Origin of the sequence: Pseudomonas sp. DG56-2 (genome assembly GCF_004803755.1) — a bacterium.
Taxonomy (GTDB): domain Bacteria; phylum Pseudomonadota; class Gammaproteobacteria; order Pseudomonadales; family Pseudomonadaceae; genus Aquipseudomonas; species Aquipseudomonas auratipiscis.
The window spans coordinates 761,103-785,871 of record NZ_CP032311.1 but is presented as its reverse complement, the minus strand read 5'-3'; the positions used below and the strand labels follow the sequence as shown (position 1 = coordinate 785,871).

The window sequence follows — 24,769 nt, the reverse complement described above, 5'->3', positions numbered from 1 at the left end:
CGCCTACGGCATGAGCTGATAAACTGCACGTCCGCAAACCAAGGCCACGTGCATGTCCCTCTTGAATCAGGCGCTGCGCGCCGCCCTCGACGCCCGCCAGGGCCTTATCGCTGAACTGCATGCCCAAGGCACCGACTGCTATCGCCTGTTTCACGGCAGCCAGGAGGGCGCCAGCGGCCTGACCATTGACCGTTACGGCCCGCAACTATTGGTGCAGAGCTTCCACCAGACGCTGGAAACCAGCGCCTTGCTCGAACTTCACGCCACGATAGAAGCGCAACTGGGGCTCGAGCTTTTGCTGGTCTACAACGACCGCTCCCAAGGTAACAGCCGCATCGACCGCCGTGACCCGGTATACCAGGCCAGCGAAGCAGCCCTGTCGGATCATGTCGGCCACGAGTGGGGCCTGAACTATCGCGTCCGTGGCCGCCATGGCGGCCAGGATCCCCTGCTGTTTCTCGACCTGCGCAACGCTCGCGGCTGGGTAAAGCAACACAGCGCCGGAAAACGCGTGCTCAACCTTTTTGCCTATACCTGTGGTGTAGGGCTTAGTGCTGCAGCGGGGGGTGCCAGCGAGGTATGCAATCTGGACTTTGCCGAGGGCAATCTGGGAGTGGGAAAGGAAAATGCTGCGCTTAACCCTCAGTTAGCGCCGATGAGCTTCATCCAATCCGACTACTTTCCCGCCATTCGCCAGTTCGCCGGTTTGCCCATCAGCCAGCGCCGCGGGCACAAGCTGCCAGCCTACCCTCGCCTGGAACAGCGCCAGTTCGATCTGGTGTTTCTCGATCCGCCTGCCTGGGCCAAAAGCGCGTTCGGTACTGTCGACCTGTTGCGTGACTATCAAAGCCTGCTCAAGCCCGCACTGCTTAGCACTGCCGAAGATGGCGTGCTGATCTGTTGTAACAACCTGGCCAAAGTCAGCCTCCCCGATTGGCGCGAACAAGTACTGCGTTGCGCGGAAAAAGCAGGCCGACCGGTGCGCGACTGTCAGGTGCTGACACCGGCCAGTGACTTTCCTTCGCAGGACGCTCAGCCCCCCCTCAAGACCTTGATTCTGCAGCTCTGAGAGAAAAAAGCGGTTATTCCGAGCTAGCTTCGGAACCGATTTTACGTGCCATACTCCAAGCACTTCCGTTACAGATAGACGACGCCGCACATGCCCAAAGGATTGAAACGCGCCATCGGCGCCATGTTGGCCGCCTTGGCCCTGTACAGCCTGCTTGGCTTTCTGATTCTCCCAGGCGTTGCCTTGCGCATCGCCAACCAGCAGTTGACCAACTACGCTACGGTACCTGCCCATCTGCAGCGTATAGAGCTCAACCCGTTCAGCCTCGAGCTGACACTCTGGGGCCTGCAGATAGGCGAGCCGGGCAAGGAGCAGGTCGGCTTCGAGCGCCTGTACGCCAACCTGCAGCTCGACAGCGTGTGGACTGGCGCCCTGCACCTTGCTGGTGTGGAGCTGGACAAGCCCCGCACCGAGCTGCTGTTCGCCAGCGATGGCACGCTGAATCTCACACAACTGTTCAAACTGCCGCCCAGCGAGCCCAAGGCCGAAGAGCCGGCCAGTGATCCGTTCCCATTGCGCATTGGCAGCATAAAGCTCAACGAAGGCTACCTGCACTTCCAGGACCTGCGCCCCAGCGAACCGATCGAGTTCTTGTACGACTCGATGAATCTGGAGCTCAAGAACCTCAGCACGCTGCCTGACGACAGCAGCGACATGACCCTGGTCGCCATCGGGCCGGCAGGTGGTCGTATCGACTGGAGCGGCACCCTGAGCTTGGTACCCATCGCCTCGGAAGGTACCCTCAAGGTCACCGACGGCAAGATGAAAGCCTTCTGGCCGTATGTACGCGATGCAGTGCCGTTGGTGCTGGAAGAAGGCGTGGTAAGCCTCGACACCCACTACAAACTGAACCTCTCGAAAGAAACCGAGCTGTTGCTGGACAACACCTCGGTGAGCATTGCGCCTTTTGCCATCAAGGCTCCGGACGGTCGACCACTCGCGCGCCTGGCTCGCCTGGATGTCAGCGAAACGTCGATCGACCTCGCCAAACAGGTGGTCACGGTCGGCAAGATCCGCAGCGAACAGCTCGAAACCTGGGCAGCCCTGGAGGCAGATGGCCAACTGGATTGGCAAAAACTGTTCGCCAGTCAACCGGCCAAGCCCACGGCAAAAGAGAAAGCCGAACCCGCTGCCGCCGAACCTGATGGTCAGCAATCCCCCCCTGCCGAGCCGGCAAAGCCTTGGCAAGTACTGCTCAAGGATGTGCAACTGCGCAACTATAAGGTTCATCTGGCCGACCGCTCCCAGAAAGAGCCGGTAGCCCTGGATGTCGGACCGCTGAATCTGGATCTGCAGAACTTCGACAGCCTCAATCAGTCGCCTTTCAATCTCAAGCTCGATACCGGCGTGGGCAAACAAGGCAAATTGCAGGCCGCCGGCGAGGTCAACCTGGCACCCGTCACCGCGAAACTCAAGGTCAGCACCCAGGACATCGACCTACGAATCGCCCAAGCCTATATCAGCCCGTTCATTCGCCTCGAACTGCGCAGCGGCATGCTCGGCAGCGACCTCAATGTTGACCTCAAGAGCACCGAGCCACTGGCGTTCAACATCGATGGCAAAGCACAGGTCAACCAGTTACACACGCTGGATACGATCAAGAATCGCGACTTCGTCAAATGGCAGCAACTGAACCTGGACGGCGTGTCCTATCGTCATGGTGATGCATTGAGCATTGGCAAAGTCAGCTTGAAGCAACCCTACGCGCGCTTCATGATCAATGAAGATCGCACCACCAACGTCGATGACCTGCTGATCCCACAGCCAGCCACCGCGCAAAGCAGTGCCCCGGCAAAAAGCAAAGCCCCCGCCAGCAGCGACAAGCCACTAGGCATTCGCATCGGCGCCATCGACATCAACGACGGCTCGGCGAACTTTGCCGACTTCAGCCTGACCCCCAACTTCGCGACGGCTATCCAGCAGTTGAACGGGCAAATCGGCACGATCGACAATCGTCAGCCCAAACCGGCCAAGGTCGACATCAAGGGTAAAGTCGATCGTTACGCGCCTGTGACCATCAAAGGCGCATTGAACCCCTTCGACCCGATGGCAAGCCTGGATATCGCTACCAGCTTCAAACGTGTCGAGTTGACCACCCTGACGCCCTACTCCGGCAAGTTCGCCGGGTTCCGTATCCGTAAGGGTCGCCTGAACATCGATCTGCACTACATCATCACTCAGGGCAAGCTCAAGGCCGAAAACAAGGTGGTGGTCGAACAACTGCAATTGGGTGAAAAAGTCGACAGCCCGGATGCCGTAGACCTGCCTATTCGCCTGGCAGTGGCCTTGCTCAAAGATACCGATGGCAAGATTTCCATCGAGCTGCCAGTTACCGGCGACTTGAACGACCCGCAATTCAGTGTGATGCCGATTGTCTGGCAAACCCTGCGTAACCTGGTGCTGCGTGCGGCCCAGGCGCCGTTCAAATTCATTGGTGGACTGATCAGCGGCGGTGATGCCCAGGATCTTGGTAACGTCGCCTTCGCCGCAGGCTCCAGCGACTTGGCGCCCGACGCACAGAGCGCCCTGGACAAGCTGGCAGCGGCACTCAAGGAACGCCCTGCCCTACGCCTGGAGATCGAAGGTACCAGCGCCCAGAGCAGTGACGGGCCGTTGATTGCCCAGCAGCGCCTGGAACGGGAGTATCAAAGCACCTACTACAAGATTCTCCAGCGTCGTGGCGACAAGGTTCCCGCCCAGGCATCGGATCTGACTGTTCCTGAGAGCGATAAACCGGCCATGCTCGAAGGCATCTACCGTACCCGGATGAAACAGCAGCCACCGGCTGAGTGGGAGCAATTGGACCGTGAGCAACGCAGCAACCAGTTGCGTGACGCAGTGCTCAAATCCTGGGGAGAAAGCGCGCTGCTGCTACGTCAACTGGGCCAGGCCCGGGCCAGCAGCATCAAGGACTACCTGGTCGATAAAGGCAAGCTTGAGGATGACCGGGTGTACTTCATCGATGCCAGCCTGGGTCAAGCTGAAGCCGATGGCCGAGTGATCACGCCATTGCATCTGGATGCGGAGTGAGTCACTAGGGTCGGGCCTGCGCCGCGATCAAAAAGAAGCCCCGGCAATCAGTGCCGGGGCTTTGAGTGACCAAGTCCTTTTGGTCTTTCGCATGAACCTTTAAAGCTCAGCGAGTCGGGAAAACCTTACTCGGCTTTCAGGCCGTCAGCCGAAACGGCTTGAACACCTTTGATTTTCTTGGCGATTGCTACCGCCATTTCTTTCTGCGAAGCAGTGACAGCTACGTCCGAAGAGAGGGAGACAACGCCTTTGTTGGTCTCAACCTTGATATCGGTGCCTGGTACGCCTTTTTCAGTCATCAGATCAGCTTTGACCTTGGTGGTGATCCAGGTGTCAGAACCCGCTTCAGTTGCCTTGGTCATTTCACCGGCAGCAAGGGTCATCGGAGCCTGGGCGGTTTGTTGGGCAAACGCCGCGTTGGCCATGGTCAGCGTCAGAGCGGTGGCAGTAGCGGCAGCAATAGCGAACTTCTTCATACGAGACACTCCTGTTTTTCGAAAAATCTGCGCCGTAAATCCTGGCAGCAGGTGTACGAATACCATTGCAGAGCCTGTGCCAGGTTTTTAGGTTAGTTTTTTTCTTTAAAAAACAACAGGTTAGAAAAATACGCAAAACTTTCAATCGTGCAATTTGCAAGCCGGAGAAAAATCCTGCATGCAAGATGCAAGTCCACAAGGTAATTTTCCGGGCATAAAAAAAGGACCCCGAAGGGTCCTTCTTCTCAAGCTACGTTCTTAAACGCCGGATGCCTTGGCAGCAGCAACGTCTTTGATCGACAGCTTGATACGACCGCGGTTGTCCACGTCCAGTACCAGTACTTCAACTTCCTGGCCTTCTTTGAGGATATCGGTCACTTTCTCGACACGAGCATCGCTCAGCATAGAGATGTGAACCAGACCGTCCTTGCCCGGCAGGATGTTAACGAAGGCACCGAAGTCAACGATGCGCTCTACTTTACCGACGTAGATCTTACCGATCTCGGCCTCAGCGGTAATGCCCAGAACGCGCTGACGGGCAGCTTCAGCCGCTTCCTTGGTTTCGCCGAAGATTTTGATCGAGCCGTCGTCTTCGATATCGATCGAAGCCTTGGTCTCTTCACAGATTGCACGAATGGTCGCGCCGCCCTTACCGATGACGTCACGGATCTTGTCGGTGTCGATCTTCATGGCGATCATGGTCGGCGCGTTTTCCGACAGTTCGCTACGGGACTGACCAATGATCTGGTTCATCTGGCCGAGGATGTTCAGGCGCGCTTCCAGGGCCTGGCCCAGGGCGATTTCCATGATCTCTTCGGTGATACCGTTGATCTTGATGTCCATCTGCAGTGCGGTAACGCCTTTAGCGGTACCAGCAACCTTGAAGTCCATGTCGCCCAGGTGGTCTTCGTCACCGAGGATGTCGGTCAAAATAGCGAATTTCTCGCCTTCTTTAACCAGGCCCATGGCGATACCGGCAACAGGTGCCTTCATCGGTACACCGGCATCCATCAGCGCCAGGGAAGCACCGCAAACCGACGCCATGGAGCTGGAGCCGTTGGACTCGGTGATTTCCGAAACCACGCGGATGGTGTACGGGAACACGTCGGCGGCAGGCAACATAGCCTGAACCGAACGGCGAGCCAGACGACCGTGACCGATTTCACGGCGACCTGCACCACCCATGCGACCACACTCACCTACCGAGAACGGTGGGAAGTTGTAGTGCAGCATGAAGGGGTCTTTTTTCTCGCCTTCGAGAGTGTCCAGCAACTGGGCATCACGGGCAGTACCCAGGGTCGCAACGACCAGTGCCTGGGTTTCGCCACGGGTGAACAGAGCCGAACCGTGAGTTTTTGGCAGAACACCAACTTCGATGTTCAGCGGACGTACGGTCTTGGTGTCGCGGCCGTCGATACGTGGCTTGCCGTTAACGATGTTTTCGCGAACGGTGCGGTATTCGATTTCACCGAAGATTTCTTTGACTTCGGAAGCCGCTGGCTGACCTTCTTCGCCGGAGAACTTGGCGATCGCCTGATCGCGCAGCTCGCCCAGGCGAGCGTAACGGTCGGCCTTGACAGTGATGGTGTAGGCGTCGGAAACCGCAGCACCGAACTCGCCACGGATGGCGCTCAGCAGTGGGGTGTTCTCGGCTTTGGCAGTCCAGTCCCAGGTAGGCTTGGCAGCTTCGGCAGCCAGTTCTTTCACAGCCTGGATAACAGCCTGGAATTCATCGTGGGCGAACAGTACGGCACCCAGCATCTGGTCTTCGGTCAGCTCTTTGGCTTCCGATTCAACCATCAGTACGGCGTCGGAAGTACCGGCGACGACCATATCCAGGCTAGAAGCAGCCAGCTGCTCGTAAGTCGGGTTCAGCAGGTAGCCGGTGCTTTCGTGGAAAGCAACGCGCGCAGCGCCAATCGGACCTTCGAACGGAATGCCGGAGATTGCCAGGGCAGCCGAGGTACCGATCATCGCAGCGATGTCCGGATCGGTCTTCTTGCTGGTGGAAACGACGGTGCAGACAACCTGCACTTCGTTCATGAAACCTTCTGGGAACAGCGGACGGATCGGACGGTCGATCAGACGCGAGGTCAGGGTTTCTTTCTCGGAAGGACGGCCTTCACGCTTGAAGAAACCACCTGGGATCTTGCCGGCGGCGTAGGTCTTTTCCTGATAGTGAACGGACAGGGGGAAGAAGCCTTTGCCTGGGTCAGCCTGTTTGGCACCGACCACGGTCACCAGCACGGTGACATCGTTATCGACGGTGACCAATACGGCGCCGGACGCTTGACGAGCAATACGGCCCGTCTCGAGGGTTACGGTCGACTGACCGAACTGAAATTTCTTGATTACCGGGTTCACGGTTTCCTACCTTCTTCAGTGGCTCTGGGGGAACTGGTTCTTGCGAATTCTTGGGCAGAACAGGGAATCGGCCCTGTTGGCAGTCCAGATAAAACTAGAGGCTGGAAGCCTGCCCTGCCCTTGCGGTAAACCGCTTAGGCGAGGCAGACAACCAACCTCATAGATACGCGCGGCGTACTCATCACTCCCGATGCCAGGCATTGGAAGCGATGAATGCAGCACGCCGCGCACACCACTGGCCAGGCCGCTATTAGCGACGCAGACCCAGGCGACCGATCAGGGCGCTGTAACGAGTGGCGTCTTTGCCCTTCAGGTAGTCCAGCAGCTTACGACGCTGGTTAACCATACGGATCAGACCACGACGGGAGTGGTGGTCTTTGCCGTTGGCCTTGAAGTGGCCTTGCAGCTTGTTGATGTTGGCGGTCAGCAGTGCAACTTGCACTTCTGGCGAACCGGTGTCACCGGCAGCTTGCTGGTAATCGCCAACGATCTTTGCTTTTTCTTCAACGCTGAGTGCCATCTGGCTTCTCCAAATCAAGGGAAACCGAACAAACGGTTTCCAATAGGCCAGGGACAAATCCCTGTATTCATAAAGTGAGGCATGACCATGCCTATTAACAGCCATCCTCTTTTACCGCCAGTTTCAGGCCGAAGCCTGAAACTGAAGGTTTCGATCATTCCGACCGAATCAAACGACGTGGCGCAATGCGCCCGTCTTCGCTCACTTCACCGATACCAATGAAGCGACCGTTGTGATCTTGCACCCGAACCATGCCGAACTTCGGCGCTTCGGGCGCCCTGACCGGTTGGCCATGCAACCAGTAGAAAGCACTATGCTCGGAGAACTGCAGCAAAGGCCAGTCTTGCAGACCACTGTCGGAGGGCATCAAGAAGCGATCGACTGCTTCGTTGCCACCTTCAGCGTGAACCGCTTCAAGTTCTTCGAGGGTCACGGTCTGGGCCAATTCAAAAGGCCCGGCGTGAGTGCGACGCAGTTCGGCGACGTAGGCGCCACACCCCAACTGCTCGCCGATATCCTCGACCAGCGTGCGGATGTAGGTGCCTTTGCTGCAACCAACCGAGAGGCGTACCCGGGTGCCTTCGCACTCGAGCAACTCCAAGCGCTTAATAGTAACAGAACGCGCCTCGCGCTCCACTACTTCCCCTGCACGAGCGAGCTTGTACAGCGGCTGGCCATCGCGTTTGAGGGCGGAGTACATCGGCGGTATCTGACTGATTTCACCACGAAATTGTGGCAAAACCGCTTCGACATCGGTGCGACCGACGGTCACGTCGCGCGTCTTCAGGACTTCGCCTTCGGCATCGCCGGTAGTGGTGGTCTGGCCCAGTTGCATAACCGTTTCGTACCCCTTGTCGGAGTCGAGCAGGTACTGGGAAAACTTGGTGGCCTCGCCGAAGCACAGCGGCAAAACGCCACTGGCTAACGGGTCAAGGCTGCCGGTGTGCCCGGCCTTTTCGGCATTGAGCAACCAGCGAACCTTCTGCAGCGCGGCATTGGAGGTGAACCCCAAAGGCTTGTCGAGCAGGATGATGCCGCTGACGTTACGACGAATACGTTTGACCTGGGCCACCGCTTACTCCTTGGTGTCCGGGGTTTCAGCGGCCTGGTGCTGGCTGTCTTCGGCAACAGCACGCTCGATCAGCGCCGACAGATGGGCGCCACGCGTAACGCTCTCGTCGTAGTGGAAATGCAGTTGCGGCACGCTGCGCAGCTTCATTTCCTTGCCCAGTTGCATACGCAGGAAACCTGCAGCTGAATTGAGCACTTTAACGCTTTGCTTGATGTCTTCAGCGCTGTCCTCGCCCATCACGGTGATATACACCTTGGCGTGACCGACATCGCGGCTGACATCGACGGCGGTGATTGTCACCAGGCCGACGCGTGGGTCTTTGACTTCGCGACGAATCAGTTGAGCCAGCTCGCGCTGCATCTGATCGCCAATGCGTTGGGTACGGCTATATTCTTTGGCCATTTTTGCTACCTGTAACTAAAGCGGCAAACGCCCGGTCAGGCTTGAGCCTGACCGGGCGTTGCGTTCAGAACCGCTAACGAGCGCCTTGCGACGGGCGTTTCGCGCTTCCCATACTCGATGCTTAAAGCGTACGAGCGACTTGGACTTTTTCGAAGACTTCGATCTTGTCGCCGACTTTGACGTCGTTGTAGCTCTTCACGCCGATACCGCATTCCATGCCGGCACGCACTTCGGACGCATCGTCCTTGAAGCGACGCAGCGATTCCAGCTCGCCTTCGAAGATAACAACGTCTTCGCGCAGTACACGGATCGGACGGTTGCGGTAAACCACACCCTCCACGACCATGCAGCCTGCGATGGCGCCGAACTTAGGCGAACGGAACACGTCACGCACTTCGGCGATACCGAGGATGTTCTCGCGAACATCGCTGCCGAGCATACCGGTCAAGGCTTTCTTGACGTCTTCAATGATGTCGTAGATCACGTTGTAGTAACGCATATCCAGACCTTCCTGCTCGACGATCTTACGTGCGCCAGCATCGGCACGAACGTTGAAGCCGAACAGTACCGCATTGGAAGCCAGGGCCAGGTTGGCGTCGCTCTCGGTGATACCACCGACACCGCCACCAATCACGCGAACCTGTACTTCGTCGTTGCCAAGGCCGCTCAGGGAACCTTGCAGGGCTTCGAGAGAACCACGTACATCGGACTTGAGAACGATGTTGAGGGTTTTCTTCTCTTCCTGGCCCATGTTCTCGAAGATGTTCTCGAGTTTGCCAGCATGGGCGCGAGCCAGTTTGACTTCGCGGAACTTGCCTTGACGGAACAGGGCAACTTCACGGGCTTTCTTCTCGTCAGCCACTACCGACAGCTCGTCACCGGCATCCGGAGTGCCGTCCAGACCGAGGATCTCGACCGGGATAGCCGGACCGGCTTCCTTAACAGGCTTGCCGTTTTCGTCGAGCATGGCACGTACACGGCCGTAGTTCGAACCACACAGGACCATGTCGCCCTGGCGCAGAGTACCGTCCTGAACCAGAACGGTAGCAACCGGACCACGACCCTTGTCCAGACGCGACTCGACGACTACACCACGACCTGGAGCCGACGGCGTAGCCTTGAGCTCGAGGATCTCTGCTTGCAGCAGAACGGCTTCGAGCAGTTCGTCGACACCGGTACCCATCTTCGCCGATACCTTGACGAACGGAGTGTCTCCACCCCAGTCCTCGGAGGTAACGCCTTCAACGGCCAGTTCGTTACGGATGCGATCGAGATCGGCGCCCGGCTTGTCAATCTTGTTCACCGCGACAACCAGTGGAACACCAGCGGCCTTGGCGTGCTGGACAGCTTCACGGGTTTGCGGCATCACACCATCGTCTGCCGCGACCACGAGGATCACGATGTCGGTGGCCTTGGCACCACGGGCACGCATGGCGGTAAACGCGGCGTGACCTGGGGTGTCGAGGAAAGTGACCATACCGCGATCGGTTTCTACGTGGTAGGCGCCGATGTGCTGAGTAATACCACCAGCCTCGCCAGCAGCAACCTTGGCACGACGGATGTAGTCGAGCAGCGAGGTCTTACCGTGGTCAACGTGACCCATTACGGTCACAACAGGTGCACGGGCAGAAGTCTCACCTTCGAACTTCAACGATTCGGCCAGGGAGTCTTCCAGGGCGGTATCGCTGACCAGGGTAACTTTGTGGCCCAGTTCTTCAGCAACCAGTTGAGCTGTCTCGCGATCGAGCACCTGGTTGATGGTCACTGGGGTACCCAGCTTGAACATGAACTTGACGACTTCAGCACCCTTGACGGACATCTGGTTGGCCAGATCGGAAACCGTGATGGTCTCGCCGATCTGTACGTCGCGGATAACCGGGCCGGTCGGGCTCTGGAAGCCGTGAGCATTACGCTTCTTCGGCTTGCCCTTGCCACGACCACCACGACGGAAACCATCGCTTTCTTCGTCGGTGGTACGCGGAGCAGCGCGCGGAGTCGGCGCCTTTTCCTTTTCCTTGACCTTTACCGAAACGCGTGGCGCTTCGTTACGGCGCTCACCGCCACGACGATCATCGTCACGCGACTTGTCGTTGCGACGCACGTCGTCTTTCTTGCGCTCGGCAACCGGTGCCGGTGCGGCGTCTGCAGGCGCGACGACCGGAGCAGGTGCCGGGGCAACCGGAGCAGCAACTGCCGGGGCAGGTGCAGCGGCGGCTGGCTGGCGACGAGCTTCTTCCGCTGCACGCTGACGTGCTTCGGACTCGGTTTTCTCGCGAGCGGCATTCTCCGCTGCGCGGCGCTCTTCGAGCTCACGCTTCTGCTCGGCCTGAATTTCTTCCGGGCTGCGCTGAACGAATACTTTCTTCTTGCGTACTTCTACGCTGATGCTCTTGCTACCGGCAACACGCAGGGTGCTGGTGGTCTTGCGCTGCAAGGTAATCTTGCGCGGCTCTTCCACCTTCGCCTTGTGGCTGCTCTTCAAATGAGCCAGCAGAGCCTGCTTCTCATTATCGGTCACTACCTGACCGGCGTCGGTGTGCGGCAGACCTGCCTCACGCATCTGCTGCAGCAGGCGCTCTACCGGTGCAGCGACCTCTTGGGCCAATTCTTTCACCGTGACTTGCGTCATGCACTTCTCTCCTCAGGCCGCGCCTAATTACTCGAACCAATGGGCTCGGGCGGCCATGATCAACTTGCCGGCACGCTCTTCGTCGATGCCGTCGATGTCGAGCAGGTCGTCAATCGACTGCTCGGCCAGGTCTTCGCGGGTAACTACGCCGCGCACCGCCAGTTCCATCGCCAAATCCTTGTCCATACCCTCAAGCGAGAGCAGGTCTTCGGCCGGATGGGCGTCTGCCAGCTTTTCCTCAGTAGCGATGGCTTTGGTCAACAAGCGATCCTTGGCGCGAGCACGAAGCTCGTTGACGATTTCTTCGTCAAAGCCGTCGATGTTGAGCATTTCTTCCAACGGTACGTAGGCAATCTCTTCCAGGCTGGTGAAGCCTTCATCGACCAGCACCTGGGCCAGCTCTTCGTCGACTTCCAGCTCGTCGATGAAGTTGCGCAGGATGTCACCGGTTTCAGCTTGCTGCTTGGCCTGGATGTCCGACTCGGTCATCACGTTCAGGGTCCAGCCGGTCAACTGGCTGGCAAGACGCACGTTCTGGCCGCCACGACCGATCGCCTGGGCCAGGTTATCGGCGCCCACTGCGATGTCCATGGCGTGGGCATCTTCATCGACGATGATCGCCGCGACTTCAGCCGGCGACATTGCGTTGATGACGAACTGCGCAGGGTTATCATCCCACAGGACGATATCCACACGTTCGCCGCCCAGTTCACCGGACACTGCCTGGACACGCGAACCACGCATGCCGATACAGGCACCTTGTGGGTCGATGCGTTTGTCCTTGGAGCGTACGGCGATTTTGGCGCGCGAACCCGGATCACGGGACGCGGCCATAACTTCGATCAGGCCCTCGGCAATTTCCGGCACTTCGATGCGGAAAAGCTCGATCAGCATCTGTGGCGCAGTACGCGACAGGATCAGCTGCGGGCCACGGTTCTCGGTGCGAATTTCCTTGAGCAGGGCGCGCAGACGCACACCTACACGGAAAGTCTCGCGAGAGATGATGTCTTCACGGGCCAACAGCGCTTCAGCGTTGTTGCCCAGGTCAACGATGACGTTGTCTCGAGTAACCTTCTTGACCGTGCCAGAGATGATCTCGCCCAGACGTTCGCGGTAGGCATCTACCACTTGCGCACGCTCGGCTTCACGGACCTTCTGGACGATGACTTGCTTGGCGGTCTGGGCGGCAATGCGACCGAACTCGATCGATTCGATCTTCTCTTCGATTACGTCGCCGACTTTAGCTTCAGGATGAGAATCCTTGATCTTCGCCGGCCAGACTTCGATTGCTGGATCATCCAGATCCGCCTCTTCGACGACCGTCCAACGACGGAAGGTTTCGTAGCTACCGGTGTGGCGGTTGATTTCCACACGCAGGTCTACTTCGTCGTCAAAACGCTTTTTGGTTGCAGTGGCCAGAGCCACTTCCAGCGCTTCAAAAATTACGCCGGCCGGTACGCCTTTTTCGTTGGATACCGACTCAACAACCAGCAGTACTTCTTTGCTCATCGTACGCCTCGCCTTTCGCAAGCCATTGGATCCGCGCGGTCCGCGGGATCCGGCACGTCTCAGTCAAAACTGGGAATAATGTTGGCCTTGTCGATCGAATCGATCGGCAACAGGAATTCTTGATCATCAACTTGAACGACCACATCCTGCTCCTCCACGCCACGGAGAAGGCCCTGAAAGTTACGACGACCTTCAAAGGGCGTACGCAGCTTGATCTTAACTTGTTCGCCGGCATGCGAAGCGTACTGTTCCAAAGTGAACAGTGGGCGTTCCATGCCAGGAGAGGACACTTCAAGGGTATATTCGGAACTGATCGGATCTTCGACATCAAGGACACCGCTGATTTGACGACTGACAATCGCGCAGTCATCAACCAGGATTCCATCCTCTTTATCGATATAAATACGCAGTACCGAATGTTTGCCTTGAGAGATGAATTCGATCCCCCAGCATTGATAGCCAAGAGCCTCGACCACCGGGGCCAACAAGGCCTGCAACTGTTCTAGCTTGCTCGACACCTGAACCCCCTCGTGCATGCTATGCAAATAAAAAATGGGCAAAGCGCCCATCCCTGAAACGCCGTTGAATACCGGCGCTATGACTGTTCAGCCAAGAAAAAGCCCCTGAAATAGGGGCTCCGCTGATACTGGTTGCGGGGGCTGGATTTGAACCAACGACCTTCGGGTTATGAGCCCGACGAGCTACCAGACTGCTCCACCCCGCGACAAAGCTGGGGCGAAAGTATACGACCGAACCCTATCAGGGTCAATCTAACCTCCACCTACAAGAAAGCCCGCTGTAGCGGGCTATCTTGTTTCAATTGGTACCGAGAAGGGGACTCGAACCCCTACACCCTATGGGCACAACCACCTCAAGGTTGCGTGTCTACCAATTCCACCACCTCGGCAATACTACTTTGAAACCCGTTACTTCTGCTCTTGAGCGGGAGGAACATCGCCAGTGTTAGTGGCGGCGCCCTTTTGCTCTTGGAGCACCGGTACATCATCTGTTGCCGGTTTTTGCTGCTTCACTTCCAGTACCGCTGGATCTGGCAACCCTACTTGAGTCAGCTCATGAGCTTTCTCTTTAGCAAAGTATCCTAACCCAAGAGCAGTTAAGAAGAAAGAGGCAGCTAGTATAGCAGTAAACTTACTAAGAAAGGTAGCAGAACCTTGGCTTCCGAACACAGTATTTGAAGCACCTGCGCCGAAAGATGCACCCGCTTCCGCACCTTTACCCTGTTGCAACAACACCAGCACTACCAAACCCAGTGCGCCCAACAGATGAAAAACTACTACGACTGTTTCCAGCATTTTTCAGTTTCCTGCGGCGCGACAAATTGCACCGAATTCGTCTGCGTTCAGGGAAGCTCCACCTATGAGCCCCCCATCGATATCCGGCATGCCGAACAGCTCAGCCGCATTGGCCGCCTTCACGCTGCCGCCGTATAGAAGTTGCACATTCTGTGCTACTTCAGGATTCTCTGCCGCCAGTTGGGCGCGGATGGCTGCGTGCACATCCTGCGCTTGCTGTGGCGTGGCTGTCAGCCCTGTACCAATGGCCCATACAGGCTCATAGGCAATCACCGCTTTGGCGAAGGCTGCAACACCGAACTGCTCGATGATGCTACCCAGCTGACGCCCTACAATCTCAAGCGTTCTTCCCGCTTCGCGCTCTTCGAGGGTTTCCCCTACACAGAGCACTGGCCTTAAACCACAAGCCTGTGCTGCAGCGAACTTGCGATTGAGAACTTCGTCGTTCTCGCCAATGATCTGGCGGCGCTCCGAGTGCCCAATCAATACCAGCTCGCAACCTGCTTCAGCTAACTGACTCGGTGCAATTTCACCAGTCAACGCGCCTTGCTCAGGCTGTACCGCAGAATTCTGAGCGCCAACGGTGATCGACTTACCCTGCAACCCATCAACCACTTGGCTGATGTACAGCGAGGGAGGAAACACCGCGACCTCGACACCGCTCGGCAGGGCCAGATTACTTAAGCCCTTGATCAGCTCAGCGACGCTGGCGCGGGTACCGTGCATCTTCCAGTTACCAGCTACCATACGGCGACGCATGCTGTACCTCGTCGGTCAAAGTGGGCGCAGATGTTACCCAACCCGATCACTGCTGGCAAGCGTATTTCAAACGCAAACTTCACTTACCAGTTTTGCCAGGGCTTCAGCGTGCGCGCGAACCTGGTTTTCATCGTCGCCTTCGACCATGACACGCACCAATGGCTCTGTACCGGACTTGCGCAACAACACGCGCCCACGCCCACCCATTTCCTCGGTTACCCGGGCACTGGCTTCTTTCACGGCAGGGTGCTCCAGTGGGTCGACCTTGCTTGCGCCAAAGCGCACATTGATCAACACCTGCGGGCATTTGCGCAGCGACTGGCGGGCCTGTGCGAGGGTCTCACCGCGGCGCCTGAGGGCCATCAACACCTGCAACGCTGCAATGATCGCATCACCTGTAGTGGTGTGACTGAAACATACGACGTGCCCCGAGTTTTCGCCGCCGAGAACCCATTCACGCTCCAGCAGCTCGGCCATCACGTAACGGTCGCCAACCTTGGCACGCACGAACGGAATATCCAGATCCTTGAGCGCAAGCTCCAGACCCAGGTTACTCATCAGGGTGCCAACCACCCCGCCTTTGAGCTTGTCGCGCTCATGCAGATCGCGAGCAATGATGTACAACAGCTCGTCGCCGTCGACAATGGCCCCGGTGTGATCGACCATCAGTACCCGGTCACCATCACCGTCGAAGGCAATGCCCAGGTCTGCATGCCCCACCAACACAGCCGCCTGCAGCGACTCGATATGGGTCGATCCACAGTTCTCATTGATGTTCAGGCCGTCCGGCTGCGCCGACAGCACGGTGACATTGGCGCCAAGCTCACGAAACACGCTTGGGGCAACCTTGTAGGTAGCGCCATGAGCACAGTCGACAACCAGCTTGAGTCCGGCGAAATCGGTGCTGGTCGGCACGCTGCTCTTGCAGAATTCGATATAGCGCCCGGCAGCGTCGTTGATTCGTGAAACCTTGCCCAGCTTGCTCGACTCGACCACGGTCATCGGCTGATCGAGCAACTCTTCGATCATCAGCTCGATATCGTCCGGCAGCTTGGTACCCTGCCCGGAGAAAAATTTGATGCCGTTATCGTCATGAGGATTGTGCGAGGCACTGATAACGATGCCTGCTTCAGCATGGAATGTGCGGGTCAGGTAGGCAATAGCCGGCGTTGGCATCGGCCCGAGGAGCATGACGTCTGCACCGGCGGCAGACAAACCGGCTTCCAGGGCAGATTCAAACATGTAGCCGGAAATACGCGTGTCCTTGCCAACCAGCACCCGGCAAGCACCCTGCTTGCGAAAGGCCATGCCTGCCGCCCAACCGAGCTTGAGCATGAAATCCGGGGTGATCGGGTACTCACCAACGCGACCACGAATACCGTCGGTCCCAAAGTATTTTTTGCTCATAGATGCTCCATCACACTTATTCTGCGGCTTGCACCGCTGCAATCATTCGCACTACATCTGCGGTTTCGGCGACATCATGAACACGCAGGATGCTTGCACCCTTGGTCATCGCCAGCGCAGCCAGAGCAAGGCTGCCGTAAAGCCGCTGTTCGACCGGACGATCGAGGGTCTGCCCGATCATACTCTTGCGCGATACACCAACCAGCAATGGCCGCCCCAGGCGATAGAGGGCTTCCATGTGCTTGAACAGGCTGAGGTTGTGCGCAAGCGTCTTGGCAAAGCCAAAGCCGGGATCGAGGATGATCTTGTCGGCCTCGATACCCACCGCCGCGCAGGCCGCCATCCTTTGTTCAAGATAGCTCGCTACTTCAGCGGTGACATCCTGGTAATGCGGATTGTCCTGCATATCGCCGGGTTCGCCCCGCATGTGCATGAGGCAAACCGGCAAGCCGGTTGCCGCAGCCGCATCGAGGGCACCATCGCGACTGAGTGAGCGCACGTCATTGATCAATCCGGCACCGAGTCTGGCCGACTCGCGAATGACCGCGGGCGTCGAGGTATCGACCGAGATAATGACATCCAACTCGCGATTGATCGCTTCGACCATGGGCGCGACCCGCTCGAGCTCTTCAAGCGCAGAAACCGCACGGGCGCCAGGTCGAGTGGATTCGCCACCGATATCGATCAGGGTGGCACCGGCAGCGACCATTGCTTGAGCATGGCGCAAGGCTGCATCCCGCTGGTTGAAGCGGCCACCGTCGGAAAAGGAATCAGGCGTGATATTGAGAATACCCATGACATGGGTACGGGACAAATCAAGAACCCGGTTGCCGCAAGGCAACCGGGTTGGGTACTGCTGTGAGGTCATAAGAGCCCTTAGATTTGTGCCGCTGGGCCGCCGATCGGCGATTCCGGACGATCACCCTGTTGCGCAGGGGTGCCCGAAGTGCCTGACCCACCTTCCCAATCTCGCGGCTCACGCGGGGTACGACCGGCCATGATGTCGTCGATCTGTTCGGCATCGATGGTTTCGTACTTCATCAAGGCGTCCGCCATGGCGTCGAGCTTGTCACGGTTATCGGTGAGGATCTGCTTGGCGGTGGCGTAGCACTGATCGATGATGCTGCGCACCTCGGAGTCAATCAGCTTGGCCGTTTCGCCGGAAACGCTGGCGTGCTGGGAGCCGGCACTGCGACCCAGGAACACCTCGCCTTCTTCCTCGGCGTACATCAGCGGACCCAGTTTCTCGGAAAGGCCCCATTTGGTGACCATGTTCCGCGCTATCTGGCTGGCGCGCATGATGTCGTTGGAGGCACCGGTGGTTACACCGTCGAAACCAAGTGTCATTTCCTCGGCGATACGGCCGCCATACAACGAGCAGATCTGACTGATCAACGCGCGCTTGGACAGGCTGTAACGGTCTTCCTCAGGCAGGAACATGGTAACGCCCAAGGCACGGCCACGAGGAATGATCGACACCTTGTAGACCGGATCATGCTCAGGCACGACACGACCGACAATGGCATGACCTGCTTCGTGATAGGCGGTATTACGCTTCTCTTTCTCGGACATGACCATGGTCTTGCGCTCAGCGCCCATCATGATCTTGTCTTTGGCCAGTTCGAACTCTTTCATTTCGACGACGCGCTTGCCACCACGCGCAGCGAACAGCGACGCCTCGTTGACCAGGTTGGCCAGGTCGGCGCCGGAGAAGCCAGGCGTACCACGCGCAATCACAGCTGGATTGACGTTCTCGCCGACCGGCACTTTGCGCATATGTACTTTGAGGATTTGCTCACGACCGCGGATATCCGGCAGTCCGACCACAACCTGGCGGTCAAAACGACCAGGACGCAGCAGTGCCGGGTCGAGTACGTCAGGACGGTTGGTGGCAGCGATGACGATAATACCGTCGTTCATTTCGAAGCCGTCCATCTCAACCAGCAACTGGTTGAGCGTCTGCTCGCGCTCATCGTGACCACCACCCATGCCGGCGCCACGGTGACGACCAACAGCATCGATCTCGTCGATGAAGATAATGCAAGGGGCGTGTTTCTTGGCCTGTTCGAACATGTCGCGAACACGGCTGGCACCCACACCAACGAACATTTCGACGAAGTCCGAACCGGAGATGGTGAAGAACGGCACCTTGGCTTCGCCGGCAATTGCCTTGGCCAGCAAGGTTTTACCGGTACCCGGAGGACCGACCATCAACACGCCACGGGGAATACGGCCACCCAGGCGCTGGAACTTGCCCGGATCGCGCAGGAACTCGACCAGCTCACCGACTTCTTCCTTGGCTTCATCGCAACCTGCGACATCGGCCAGGGTGGTCTTGACCTGATCTTCCGACAACAGGCGCGCCTTGCTCTTGCCGAAACTCATCGGCCCGCCCTTGCCACCTGCACCACCTTGCATCTGGCGCATGAAAAACATGAATACAGCAATGATCACCAGGATCGGGAAGCTTGCCACCAGCAGTTGCGTCCAGATGGACTGCTGCTCAGGCTGCTTGCCTTCGACCACAACGTGATTGTCGACCAGGTCACCGATCAGGCCATTGTCCTGAATTGCCGGACGGATGGTCTTGAAGCTGTCGCCATCGGTTCGCTTGCCGGTGATGACATAGCCATCGACCGCAACGCGCTCGACCTTGCCATCCTTGACCTGCTGAATGAAGTCGGAATAGTTGAGGGTCTGCGGCTCATTCGGGCTGGAGAAGTTGTTCATCACCGTCACCAGGACGGCTGCGATGATCAACCACAGGATCAAGTTCTTTGCCATATCGTTCAATTAGCTACCCTCTGAAGCCGGCTGACGGCGCAGCCGTGCCTCGCATGATATTCACCGGCTTAACTTACTACATAACCTACACATCTGCAGGCGCCGTCTGTAACCCTTTGTGAAACCTAGACTACACGATGTTCGTCCAGGTCAGGCATGACATCCGATTGGAAAAAACTATCGAATACCCTGAAAGCCACCGGCCTGAAGCCTTACTCGCCTTTATAGCCCCGCGCCAGCAAGTACTGCTCACGGGAGCGATCACGCGATGAATCAGGTTTAAGCATCTGGACCTTGTCGAATTTCTGACGAGCGTCCTTCAGATAAACGTCGAAACCTTCGCCCTGGAAGATCTTGATCAGAAAATCGCCACCCGGCTTGAGTACCCGGGTCGCCAGATCAAGGGCCAGTTCGCAGAGAAACATGGCCTTGGGAATATCCACAGCAGGCGTACCACTCATATTGGGGGCCATATCGGAAATCACAAGGTCCACATGTGAATTACCTACCGCCTCGAGAATCTGAGCCAGCACTTCATCCTGCGTGAAGTCACCCTGAACAAAGGTCACATCCGGAATGCTGTCCATTTCCAGGATGTCCGATGCAATCAACCGGCCCTGACCACCAATCAGACGACTGGTGACCTGAGACCAGCCACCTGGGGCTGCACCCAAGTCGACTACGCTCATACCTGGGCGGATAATCCGGTACTTTTCCTGAATTTCCAGCAATTTATAGCTCGCACGCGAGCGATATCCGTCCTTTTGCGCCTTTTTGACGTAAGGATCGTTGAAGTGTTCTTTTAGCCAGCCAAGGCTTGTCTTGGAACGCGCCACTGGGCACCTCGATGATTAGGGTCGTGATTAACTGGGCGGATCCACGGGCCCTCGGGTAAAATGGCCGCCATTTTTACAGAATCAGACACAAGGGTCAGATTATGCCGCTCAATAACGAGCAGAAGAAACAGTACAAATCCATTGGCCACGATCTGAAACCAGTTCTGATTGTGGCAGGCAATGGGCTGACTGAGGGCGTTATCGCCGAACTCGAACGCGCTCTGGCTGATCACGAGTTGATCAAGGTAGAGATTCGCTCGGAAGATCGTGAAGAACGTGCTGCCGCAATCGCTGCACTGTGCAAGGCCGGTCGCGCCGAACTGGTACAGACCATCGGCAAAAAAGCGCTGATCTACCGCCGCAACCCACAGCCAAACAAGCAGCTTTCGAACATCCATCGCTACAAGTGATGTTCGCCCCGGTCAGTGGCGCGCCTGGCGCGCCCTGCCCGGCACGGGCTGCATGACCAGCAACAAGCCGGTCAAGCCCAGCACCAGATAGCAGAACAATTGCCAGCGCAGTTCCTGAGGCAATCCCACGCGCACGGCGAAATACGCCACACACGCCAGCATCGCCATTAGCAGTAGCTGACCACGCACGTCCCGCCAAATACTGGACAAGCCCTGCGCCTGAACCAGCACCACACTTTGTACGCCCGCGCAAAACGCCGCAAACGCCACCAGTAGTGATGCCATCAGGCTGCCGATATCTTCGATCAGCAATGGCGCCAGGCCTATCTTGCCCAACGCCGGCAGCAGACCGAAATGCAACATCCACAGGCCACCGACCCAGAACACCTGAGTCAGTTGCCAGATTACCGTGGCCGCGGCAAAGCCGCGGCGACGATCAGATATGTGCGACTTCGACAATCTCGTACTCAACCAGACCGCTAGGCGTTTTAACCGCTACCACGTCACCCTCTTCCTTACCCATCAAGGCGCGGGCAATGGGCGAGCCGACCGACAATTTGCCGGCCTTGATATCAGCTTCATCTTCGCCAACGATCTTGTACTTCACGCTCTCGTCAGTCTCGACATTGGCGATTTCAACGGTAGTACCGAAGATCACCTTGCCGGTATGAGCGATGGTGGTGACGTCAATCACCACCGAGTTCTGCAGACGACCTTCGATGTCACGGATACGCGCCTCGACCATGCCCTGCTCTTCACGAGCAGCGTGGTATTCGGCGTTTTCCTTGAGGTCACCAAGCTCGCGCGCCTCACCGATAGCCTGGCTCAAGCGTGGACGCTCGACCTTGCTCAGAAAGGCGTGCTCCTCTTCCAGGGCCTTGAAGCCCTGGACGGTCATTGGGTATTTAGTCATGCCTTGAGTCCTGCATGGAGATCCTGCAAGCGGCGAACGGTCTTTTCCGGACCGAACTTCAACGCTTCGCAGATAGCTTCACCGGCCGCAATGGTGGTGGTGCAGTAGATCTTGTGCTGCAACGCATTGCGACGAATTGAGTAGGAGTCAGCGATCGACTGACGACCTTCGGTGGTGTTGATGATCAGCGACACTTCGTCGTTCTTGATCATGTCGACCACGTGCGGACGACCTTCAGTCACTTTGTTCACGCGGCGCACTTTCAAGCCAGCCGCTTCGATCAGCTTGGCAGTGCCGACAGTGGCAACCACCTCGAAGCCCAGGGCGATCAGGTCACGAGCGACACCGGCCACCTGTGGCTTGTCGTCGTCACGCACGCTGATGAACGCAGTACCGCCGGTCGGCAGCACTTCACTGGCACCCATCTGGGCTTTGGCAAAGGCTTCACCGAAGCTATCGCCCACACCCATGACTTCACCCGTGGATTTCATCTCTGGGCCGAGGATCGGGTCAACACCCGGGAATTTGGCGAACGGGAACACCGCTTCCTTGACGCTGTAGAAGTTAGGAATGATTTCCTTGGTGAAGCCGATTTCCTTGAGCGATTTGCCAGCCATTACGCGCGCAGCGATCATCGCCAGGGACGTACCGATGCACTTGGAAACGAATGGCACGGTACGCGAAGCACGCGGGTTGACCTCGATCACGTAGATCTTGTCACCCTGCAGGGCCAGCTGGACGTTCATCAGGCCGACAACGCCCAACTCCAGGGCCATTTTCTTGACCTGTTCACGGACTTCGTCCTGAACATGGGCTGGCAGCGAGTAAGGCGGCAGCGAGCACGCCGAGTCACCGGAGTGAACACCCGCCTGTTCGATGTGCTGCATGATCGCGCCGATAACCACGTCAGTACCGTCGCAGACCGCATCCACGTCCATCTCGATGGCGCAGTTGAGGAAGTGGTCAAGCAGTACCGGACTGTCGTTGGACACTTGCACCGCTTCACGCAGGTAGCGCTTGAGCTCGTCCAGTTCGTAGACGATCTCCATGGCGCGACCGCCCAGCACGTAGGAAGGACGTACCACCAGCGGGTAACCGATCACACCGGCAGCACGAATGGCTTCGTCTTCGCTGCGCACGGTGGCGTTTGGCGGCTGCAGCAGGTTCAGGCGCTGAACCATCTGCTGGAAACGCTCACGGTCTTCAGCGCGGTCGATGGCATCAGGGCTGGTACCGATGATCGGTACGCCGGCTTCTTCCAGGGCGCGAGCGAGTTTCAGCGGGGTCTGGCCACCGTAGTGGACGATCACACCTTTCGGCTTCTCGACCCGTACCACTTCCAGCACGTCTTCCAGCGTCAGCGGTTCGAAGTACAGACGGTCGGAGGTGTCGTAGTCGGTGGAGACGGTTTCCGGGTTGCAGTTGACCATGATGGTCTCGTACCCGTCTTCACGCAGAGCCAATGCCGCGTGTACGCAGCAGTAGTCGAACTCGATACCCTGACCGATACGGTTAGGGCCGCCACCGAGGATCATGATCTTGTCACGGGTCGACGGATTGGCTTCGCACTCTTCCTCATAGGTCGAGTACAGGTAGGCGGTATCAGTTGCGAACTCGGCGGCGCAGGTGTCAACGCGCTTGTAGACCGGGAACACTTCAAGCTTGTGGCGGTGACGACGCAGGTTCTTGTCGGTAATGCCCAGCAGCTTGGCCAGACGCTGATCGGAGAAGCCTTTGCGCTTGAGGCGCAGCATCAGGTCTTTGTCGATAGCCGACAGCGCCAGGGTCTTGACCTTCTCTTCTTCCTTGATCAGGTCTTCCATCTGTACCAGGAACCAGCGGTCGATCATGGTCAGGTCGAAGATTTCGTCGACAGTCATACCCGAACGCATGGCGTCAGCCACGTACCAGATACGCTCGGCGCCTGGAACGGTGAGCTCGCGTTTGAGAATGCTTGCAGCTTCCGGCGAAGCCAGATCGACTTTCGGATCCAGGCCACATACACCGACTTCCAGACCGCGCAGTGCTTTCTGCAGAGATTCCTGGAAGGTGCGACCAATCGCCATGACTTCACCCACGGATTTCATCTGGGTGGTCAGGCGGGCATCAGCTTTCGGGAATTTTTCGAAGGCGAAACGCGGCAGCTTGGTCACGACGTAGTCGATGGACGGCTCGAAAGACGCTGGGGTACGACCGCCAGTGATGTCGTTCTGCAGCTCATCCAAGGTGTAACCAATGGCCAGCTTGGCAGCGATCTTGGCGATCGGGAAACCGGTGGCTTTCGACGCCAGGGCCGAAGAACGCGATACCCGCGGGTTCATCTCGATCACGACCATACGACCGGTATTCGGACAGATGCCGAACTGAACGTTGGAACCACCGGTTTCAACGCCGATCTCACGCAGCACCGCCAGCGAGGCGTTGCGCATGATCTGGTATTCCTTGTCGGTCAGGGTCTGTGCTGGAGCGACGGTGATCGAGTCACCGGTGTGCACGCCCATCGGGTCGAAGTTCTCGATGGAGCAGACGATGATGCAGTTGTCCTTTTTGTCGCGGACCACTTCCATCTCGTACTCTTTCCAGCCGATCAGCGACTCGTCGATCAGCAGTTCCTTGGTCGGCGACAGGTCCAGACCACGGGCACAGATTTCTTCGAACTCTTCACGGTTGTAAGCAATACCGCCACCCGTGCCGCCCATGGTAAAGGACGGACGGATGATGCACGGGAAGCCGAGCTTCTCGAGCACTGCGTTGGCTTCTTCCATGCTGTGGGCGATACCGGAGCGCGGGCACTCAAGGCCGATAGCCTTCATCGCCTTGTCGAAACGCGAGCGGTCTTCGGCCTTGTCGATGGTGTCAGCATTGGCACCGATCATTTCCACGCCGAACTTTTCCAGAACGCCTTCGCGCTCCAGATCCAGTGCGCAGTTCAAGGCCGTCTGGCCACCCATGGTCGGCAGCAGCGCGTCTGGACGCTCTTTCTCGATGATCTTGGCAACGGTCTGCCACTTGATCGGCTCGATATAGGTAGCGTCGGCCATGGCCGGGTCGGTCATGATGGTGGCCGGGTTGGAGTTCACCAGGATGACGCGGTAACCCTCTTCGCGCAGGGCTTTGCAAGCCTGGGCGCCGGAGTAGTCGAATTCACAGGCCTGGCCGATAACGATCGGGCCAGCGCCGAGAATCAGGATGCTTTTAATGTCTGTACGTTTTGGCATGGGTTGTCACTCAATTCCGCAGGTCAGTCGGCAAGCCGCATTGAACAATCTTGGGGGC

At 57.8% G+C, this 24,769-nt stretch carries 20 protein-coding genes and 2 tRNA genes; 3 read left to right on the top strand and 19 right to left on the bottom strand.

The features are described 5' to 3' along the window. The first annotated feature begins 52 nt into the window (after window positions 1-52). Window positions 53-1,069, top strand: coding sequence for a class I SAM-dependent rRNA methyltransferase (locus D3Z90_RS03645; RefSeq protein ID WP_136474450.1), 1,017 nt, complete (start codon window positions 53-55; stop codon window positions 1,067-1,069). Between the two features lie 90 nt (window positions 1,070-1,159). After that, the gene (locus tag D3Z90_RS03640; RefSeq protein WP_136474449.1) at window positions 1,160-4,099 is read left to right on the top strand and encodes a DUF748 domain-containing protein; all 2,940 of its coding nucleotides are present in this window, start codon (window positions 1,160-1,162) and stop codon (window positions 4,097-4,099) included. A 125-nt stretch (window positions 4,100-4,224) separates the two neighbouring features. Here the strand turns inward: D3Z90_RS03640 and D3Z90_RS03635 are convergent, their stop codons facing one another. The 16 genes from D3Z90_RS03635 to rlmE all read right to left on the bottom strand — a co-directional run bounded on the left by D3Z90_RS03635 (window position 4,225) and on the right by rlmE (window position 20,170). Continuing rightward, window positions 4,225-4,575, bottom strand: coding sequence for a BON domain-containing protein (locus tag D3Z90_RS03635; protein ID WP_136474448.1), 351 nt, complete (start codon window positions 4,573-4,575; stop codon window positions 4,225-4,227). Between the two features lie 258 nt (window positions 4,576-4,833). Beyond that, window positions 4,834-6,939, bottom strand: a complete 2,106-nt coding sequence (gene pnp, locus D3Z90_RS03630; RefSeq protein ID WP_136474447.1) for a polyribonucleotide nucleotidyltransferase — start codon at window positions 6,937-6,939, stop codon at window positions 4,834-4,836. Between the two features lie 250 nt (window positions 6,940-7,189). Then, window positions 7,190-7,459: a 30S ribosomal protein S15 gene (gene rpsO / locus D3Z90_RS03625; protein WP_136474446.1), complete on the bottom strand. Its 270-nt coding sequence runs from the start codon at window positions 7,457-7,459 to the stop codon at window positions 7,190-7,192. A 154-nt stretch (window positions 7,460-7,613) separates the two neighbouring features. Next, window positions 7,614-8,531: a tRNA pseudouridine(55) synthase TruB gene (gene truB, locus D3Z90_RS03620; protein WP_136474445.1), complete on the bottom strand. Its 918-nt coding sequence runs from the start codon at window positions 8,529-8,531 to the stop codon at window positions 7,614-7,616. A 3-nt stretch (window positions 8,532-8,534) separates the two neighbouring features. Further along, entirely contained in the window at window positions 8,535-8,933 is a 399-nt protein-coding gene (rbfA, locus tag D3Z90_RS03615) for a 30S ribosome-binding factor RbfA (protein WP_136474444.1), read from the bottom strand. A 121-nt stretch (window positions 8,934-9,054) separates the two neighbouring features. Further along, window positions 9,055-11,562: a translation initiation factor IF-2 gene (gene infB / locus D3Z90_RS03610; RefSeq protein WP_136474443.1), complete on the bottom strand. Its 2,508-nt coding sequence runs from the start codon at window positions 11,560-11,562 to the stop codon at window positions 9,055-9,057. A gap of 27 nt (window positions 11,563-11,589) precedes the next feature. Then, on the bottom strand, window positions 11,590-13,071 hold the full coding sequence (gene nusA / locus D3Z90_RS03605; protein WP_136474442.1) for a transcription termination factor NusA: 1,482 nt from the start codon (window positions 13,069-13,071) through the stop codon (window positions 11,590-11,592). Window positions 13,072-13,130: 59 nt separating this feature from the next. Then, window positions 13,131-13,589, bottom strand: a complete 459-nt coding sequence (gene rimP / locus D3Z90_RS03600; protein ID WP_168198507.1) for a ribosome maturation factor RimP — start codon at window positions 13,587-13,589, stop codon at window positions 13,131-13,133. 129 nt (window positions 13,590-13,718) lie between these two features. Further along, window positions 13,719-13,795 (bottom strand) — tRNA-Met (locus D3Z90_RS03595). Between the two features lie 97 nt (window positions 13,796-13,892). Further along, window positions 13,893-13,978: transfer RNA gene (locus tag D3Z90_RS03590), tRNA-Leu, on the bottom strand. Between the two features lie 19 nt (window positions 13,979-13,997). Continuing rightward, entirely contained in the window at window positions 13,998-14,384 is a 387-nt protein-coding gene (gene secG / locus D3Z90_RS03585; RefSeq protein WP_136474441.1) for a preprotein translocase subunit SecG, read from the bottom strand. Window positions 14,385-14,387: 3 nt separating this feature from the next. Continuing rightward, the gene (tpiA, locus tag D3Z90_RS03580; RefSeq protein WP_136474440.1) at window positions 14,388-15,143 is read right to left on the bottom strand and encodes a triose-phosphate isomerase; all 756 of its coding nucleotides are present in this window, start codon (window positions 15,141-15,143) and stop codon (window positions 14,388-14,390) included. A gap of 66 nt (window positions 15,144-15,209) precedes the next feature. Further along, on the bottom strand, window positions 15,210-16,550 hold the full coding sequence (gene glmM / locus D3Z90_RS03575) for a phosphoglucosamine mutase (protein ID WP_136474439.1): 1,341 nt from the start codon (window positions 16,548-16,550) through the stop codon (window positions 15,210-15,212). A 16-nt stretch (window positions 16,551-16,566) separates the two neighbouring features. Beyond that, window positions 16,567-17,418, bottom strand: coding sequence for a dihydropteroate synthase (gene folP, locus D3Z90_RS03570; protein WP_136474438.1), 852 nt, complete (start codon window positions 17,416-17,418; stop codon window positions 16,567-16,569). A gap of 8 nt (window positions 17,419-17,426) precedes the next feature. Further along, window positions 17,427-19,334 (bottom strand): ATP-dependent zinc metalloprotease FtsH, encoded by a 1,908-nt coding sequence (gene ftsH / locus D3Z90_RS03565; RefSeq protein ID WP_136478869.1) that lies wholly within the window; start codon window positions 19,332-19,334, stop codon window positions 17,427-17,429. A 212-nt stretch (window positions 19,335-19,546) separates the two neighbouring features. Next, entirely contained in the window at window positions 19,547-20,170 is a 624-nt protein-coding gene (rlmE, locus tag D3Z90_RS03560) for a 23S rRNA (uridine(2552)-2'-O)-methyltransferase RlmE (protein WP_136474437.1), read from the bottom strand. A gap of 101 nt (window positions 20,171-20,271) precedes the next feature. Between rlmE and yhbY the strand changes: the two genes are divergently transcribed. Then, on the top strand, window positions 20,272-20,580 hold the full coding sequence (gene yhbY / locus D3Z90_RS03555) for a ribosome assembly RNA-binding protein YhbY (RefSeq protein ID WP_038606752.1): 309 nt from the start codon (window positions 20,272-20,274) through the stop codon (window positions 20,578-20,580). Window positions 20,581-20,592: 12 nt separating this feature from the next. Here the strand turns inward: yhbY and D3Z90_RS03550 are convergent, their stop codons facing one another. Genes D3Z90_RS03550 through carB form a run of 3 tightly spaced genes read right to left on the bottom strand, consistent with a single transcriptional unit; the run spans window position 20,593 to window position 24,711 of the window. Further along, window positions 20,593-21,039 (bottom strand): MFS transporter, encoded by a 447-nt coding sequence (locus D3Z90_RS03550; RefSeq protein WP_178084170.1) that lies wholly within the window; start codon window positions 21,037-21,039, stop codon window positions 20,593-20,595. Then, window positions 21,017-21,493 (bottom strand): transcription elongation factor GreA, encoded by a 477-nt coding sequence (gene greA, locus D3Z90_RS03545; RefSeq protein WP_136474436.1) that lies wholly within the window; start codon window positions 21,491-21,493, stop codon window positions 21,017-21,019. The genes D3Z90_RS03550 and greA overlap by 23 nt, the downstream gene beginning before the upstream one ends. Continuing rightward, window positions 21,490-24,711, bottom strand: coding sequence for a carbamoyl-phosphate synthase large subunit (gene carB, locus D3Z90_RS03540; protein ID WP_136474435.1), 3,222 nt, complete (start codon window positions 24,709-24,711; stop codon window positions 21,490-21,492). Before carB ends, greA begins: the two co-directional genes overlap by 4 nt. Window positions 24,712-24,769: the final 58 nt, after the last annotated feature.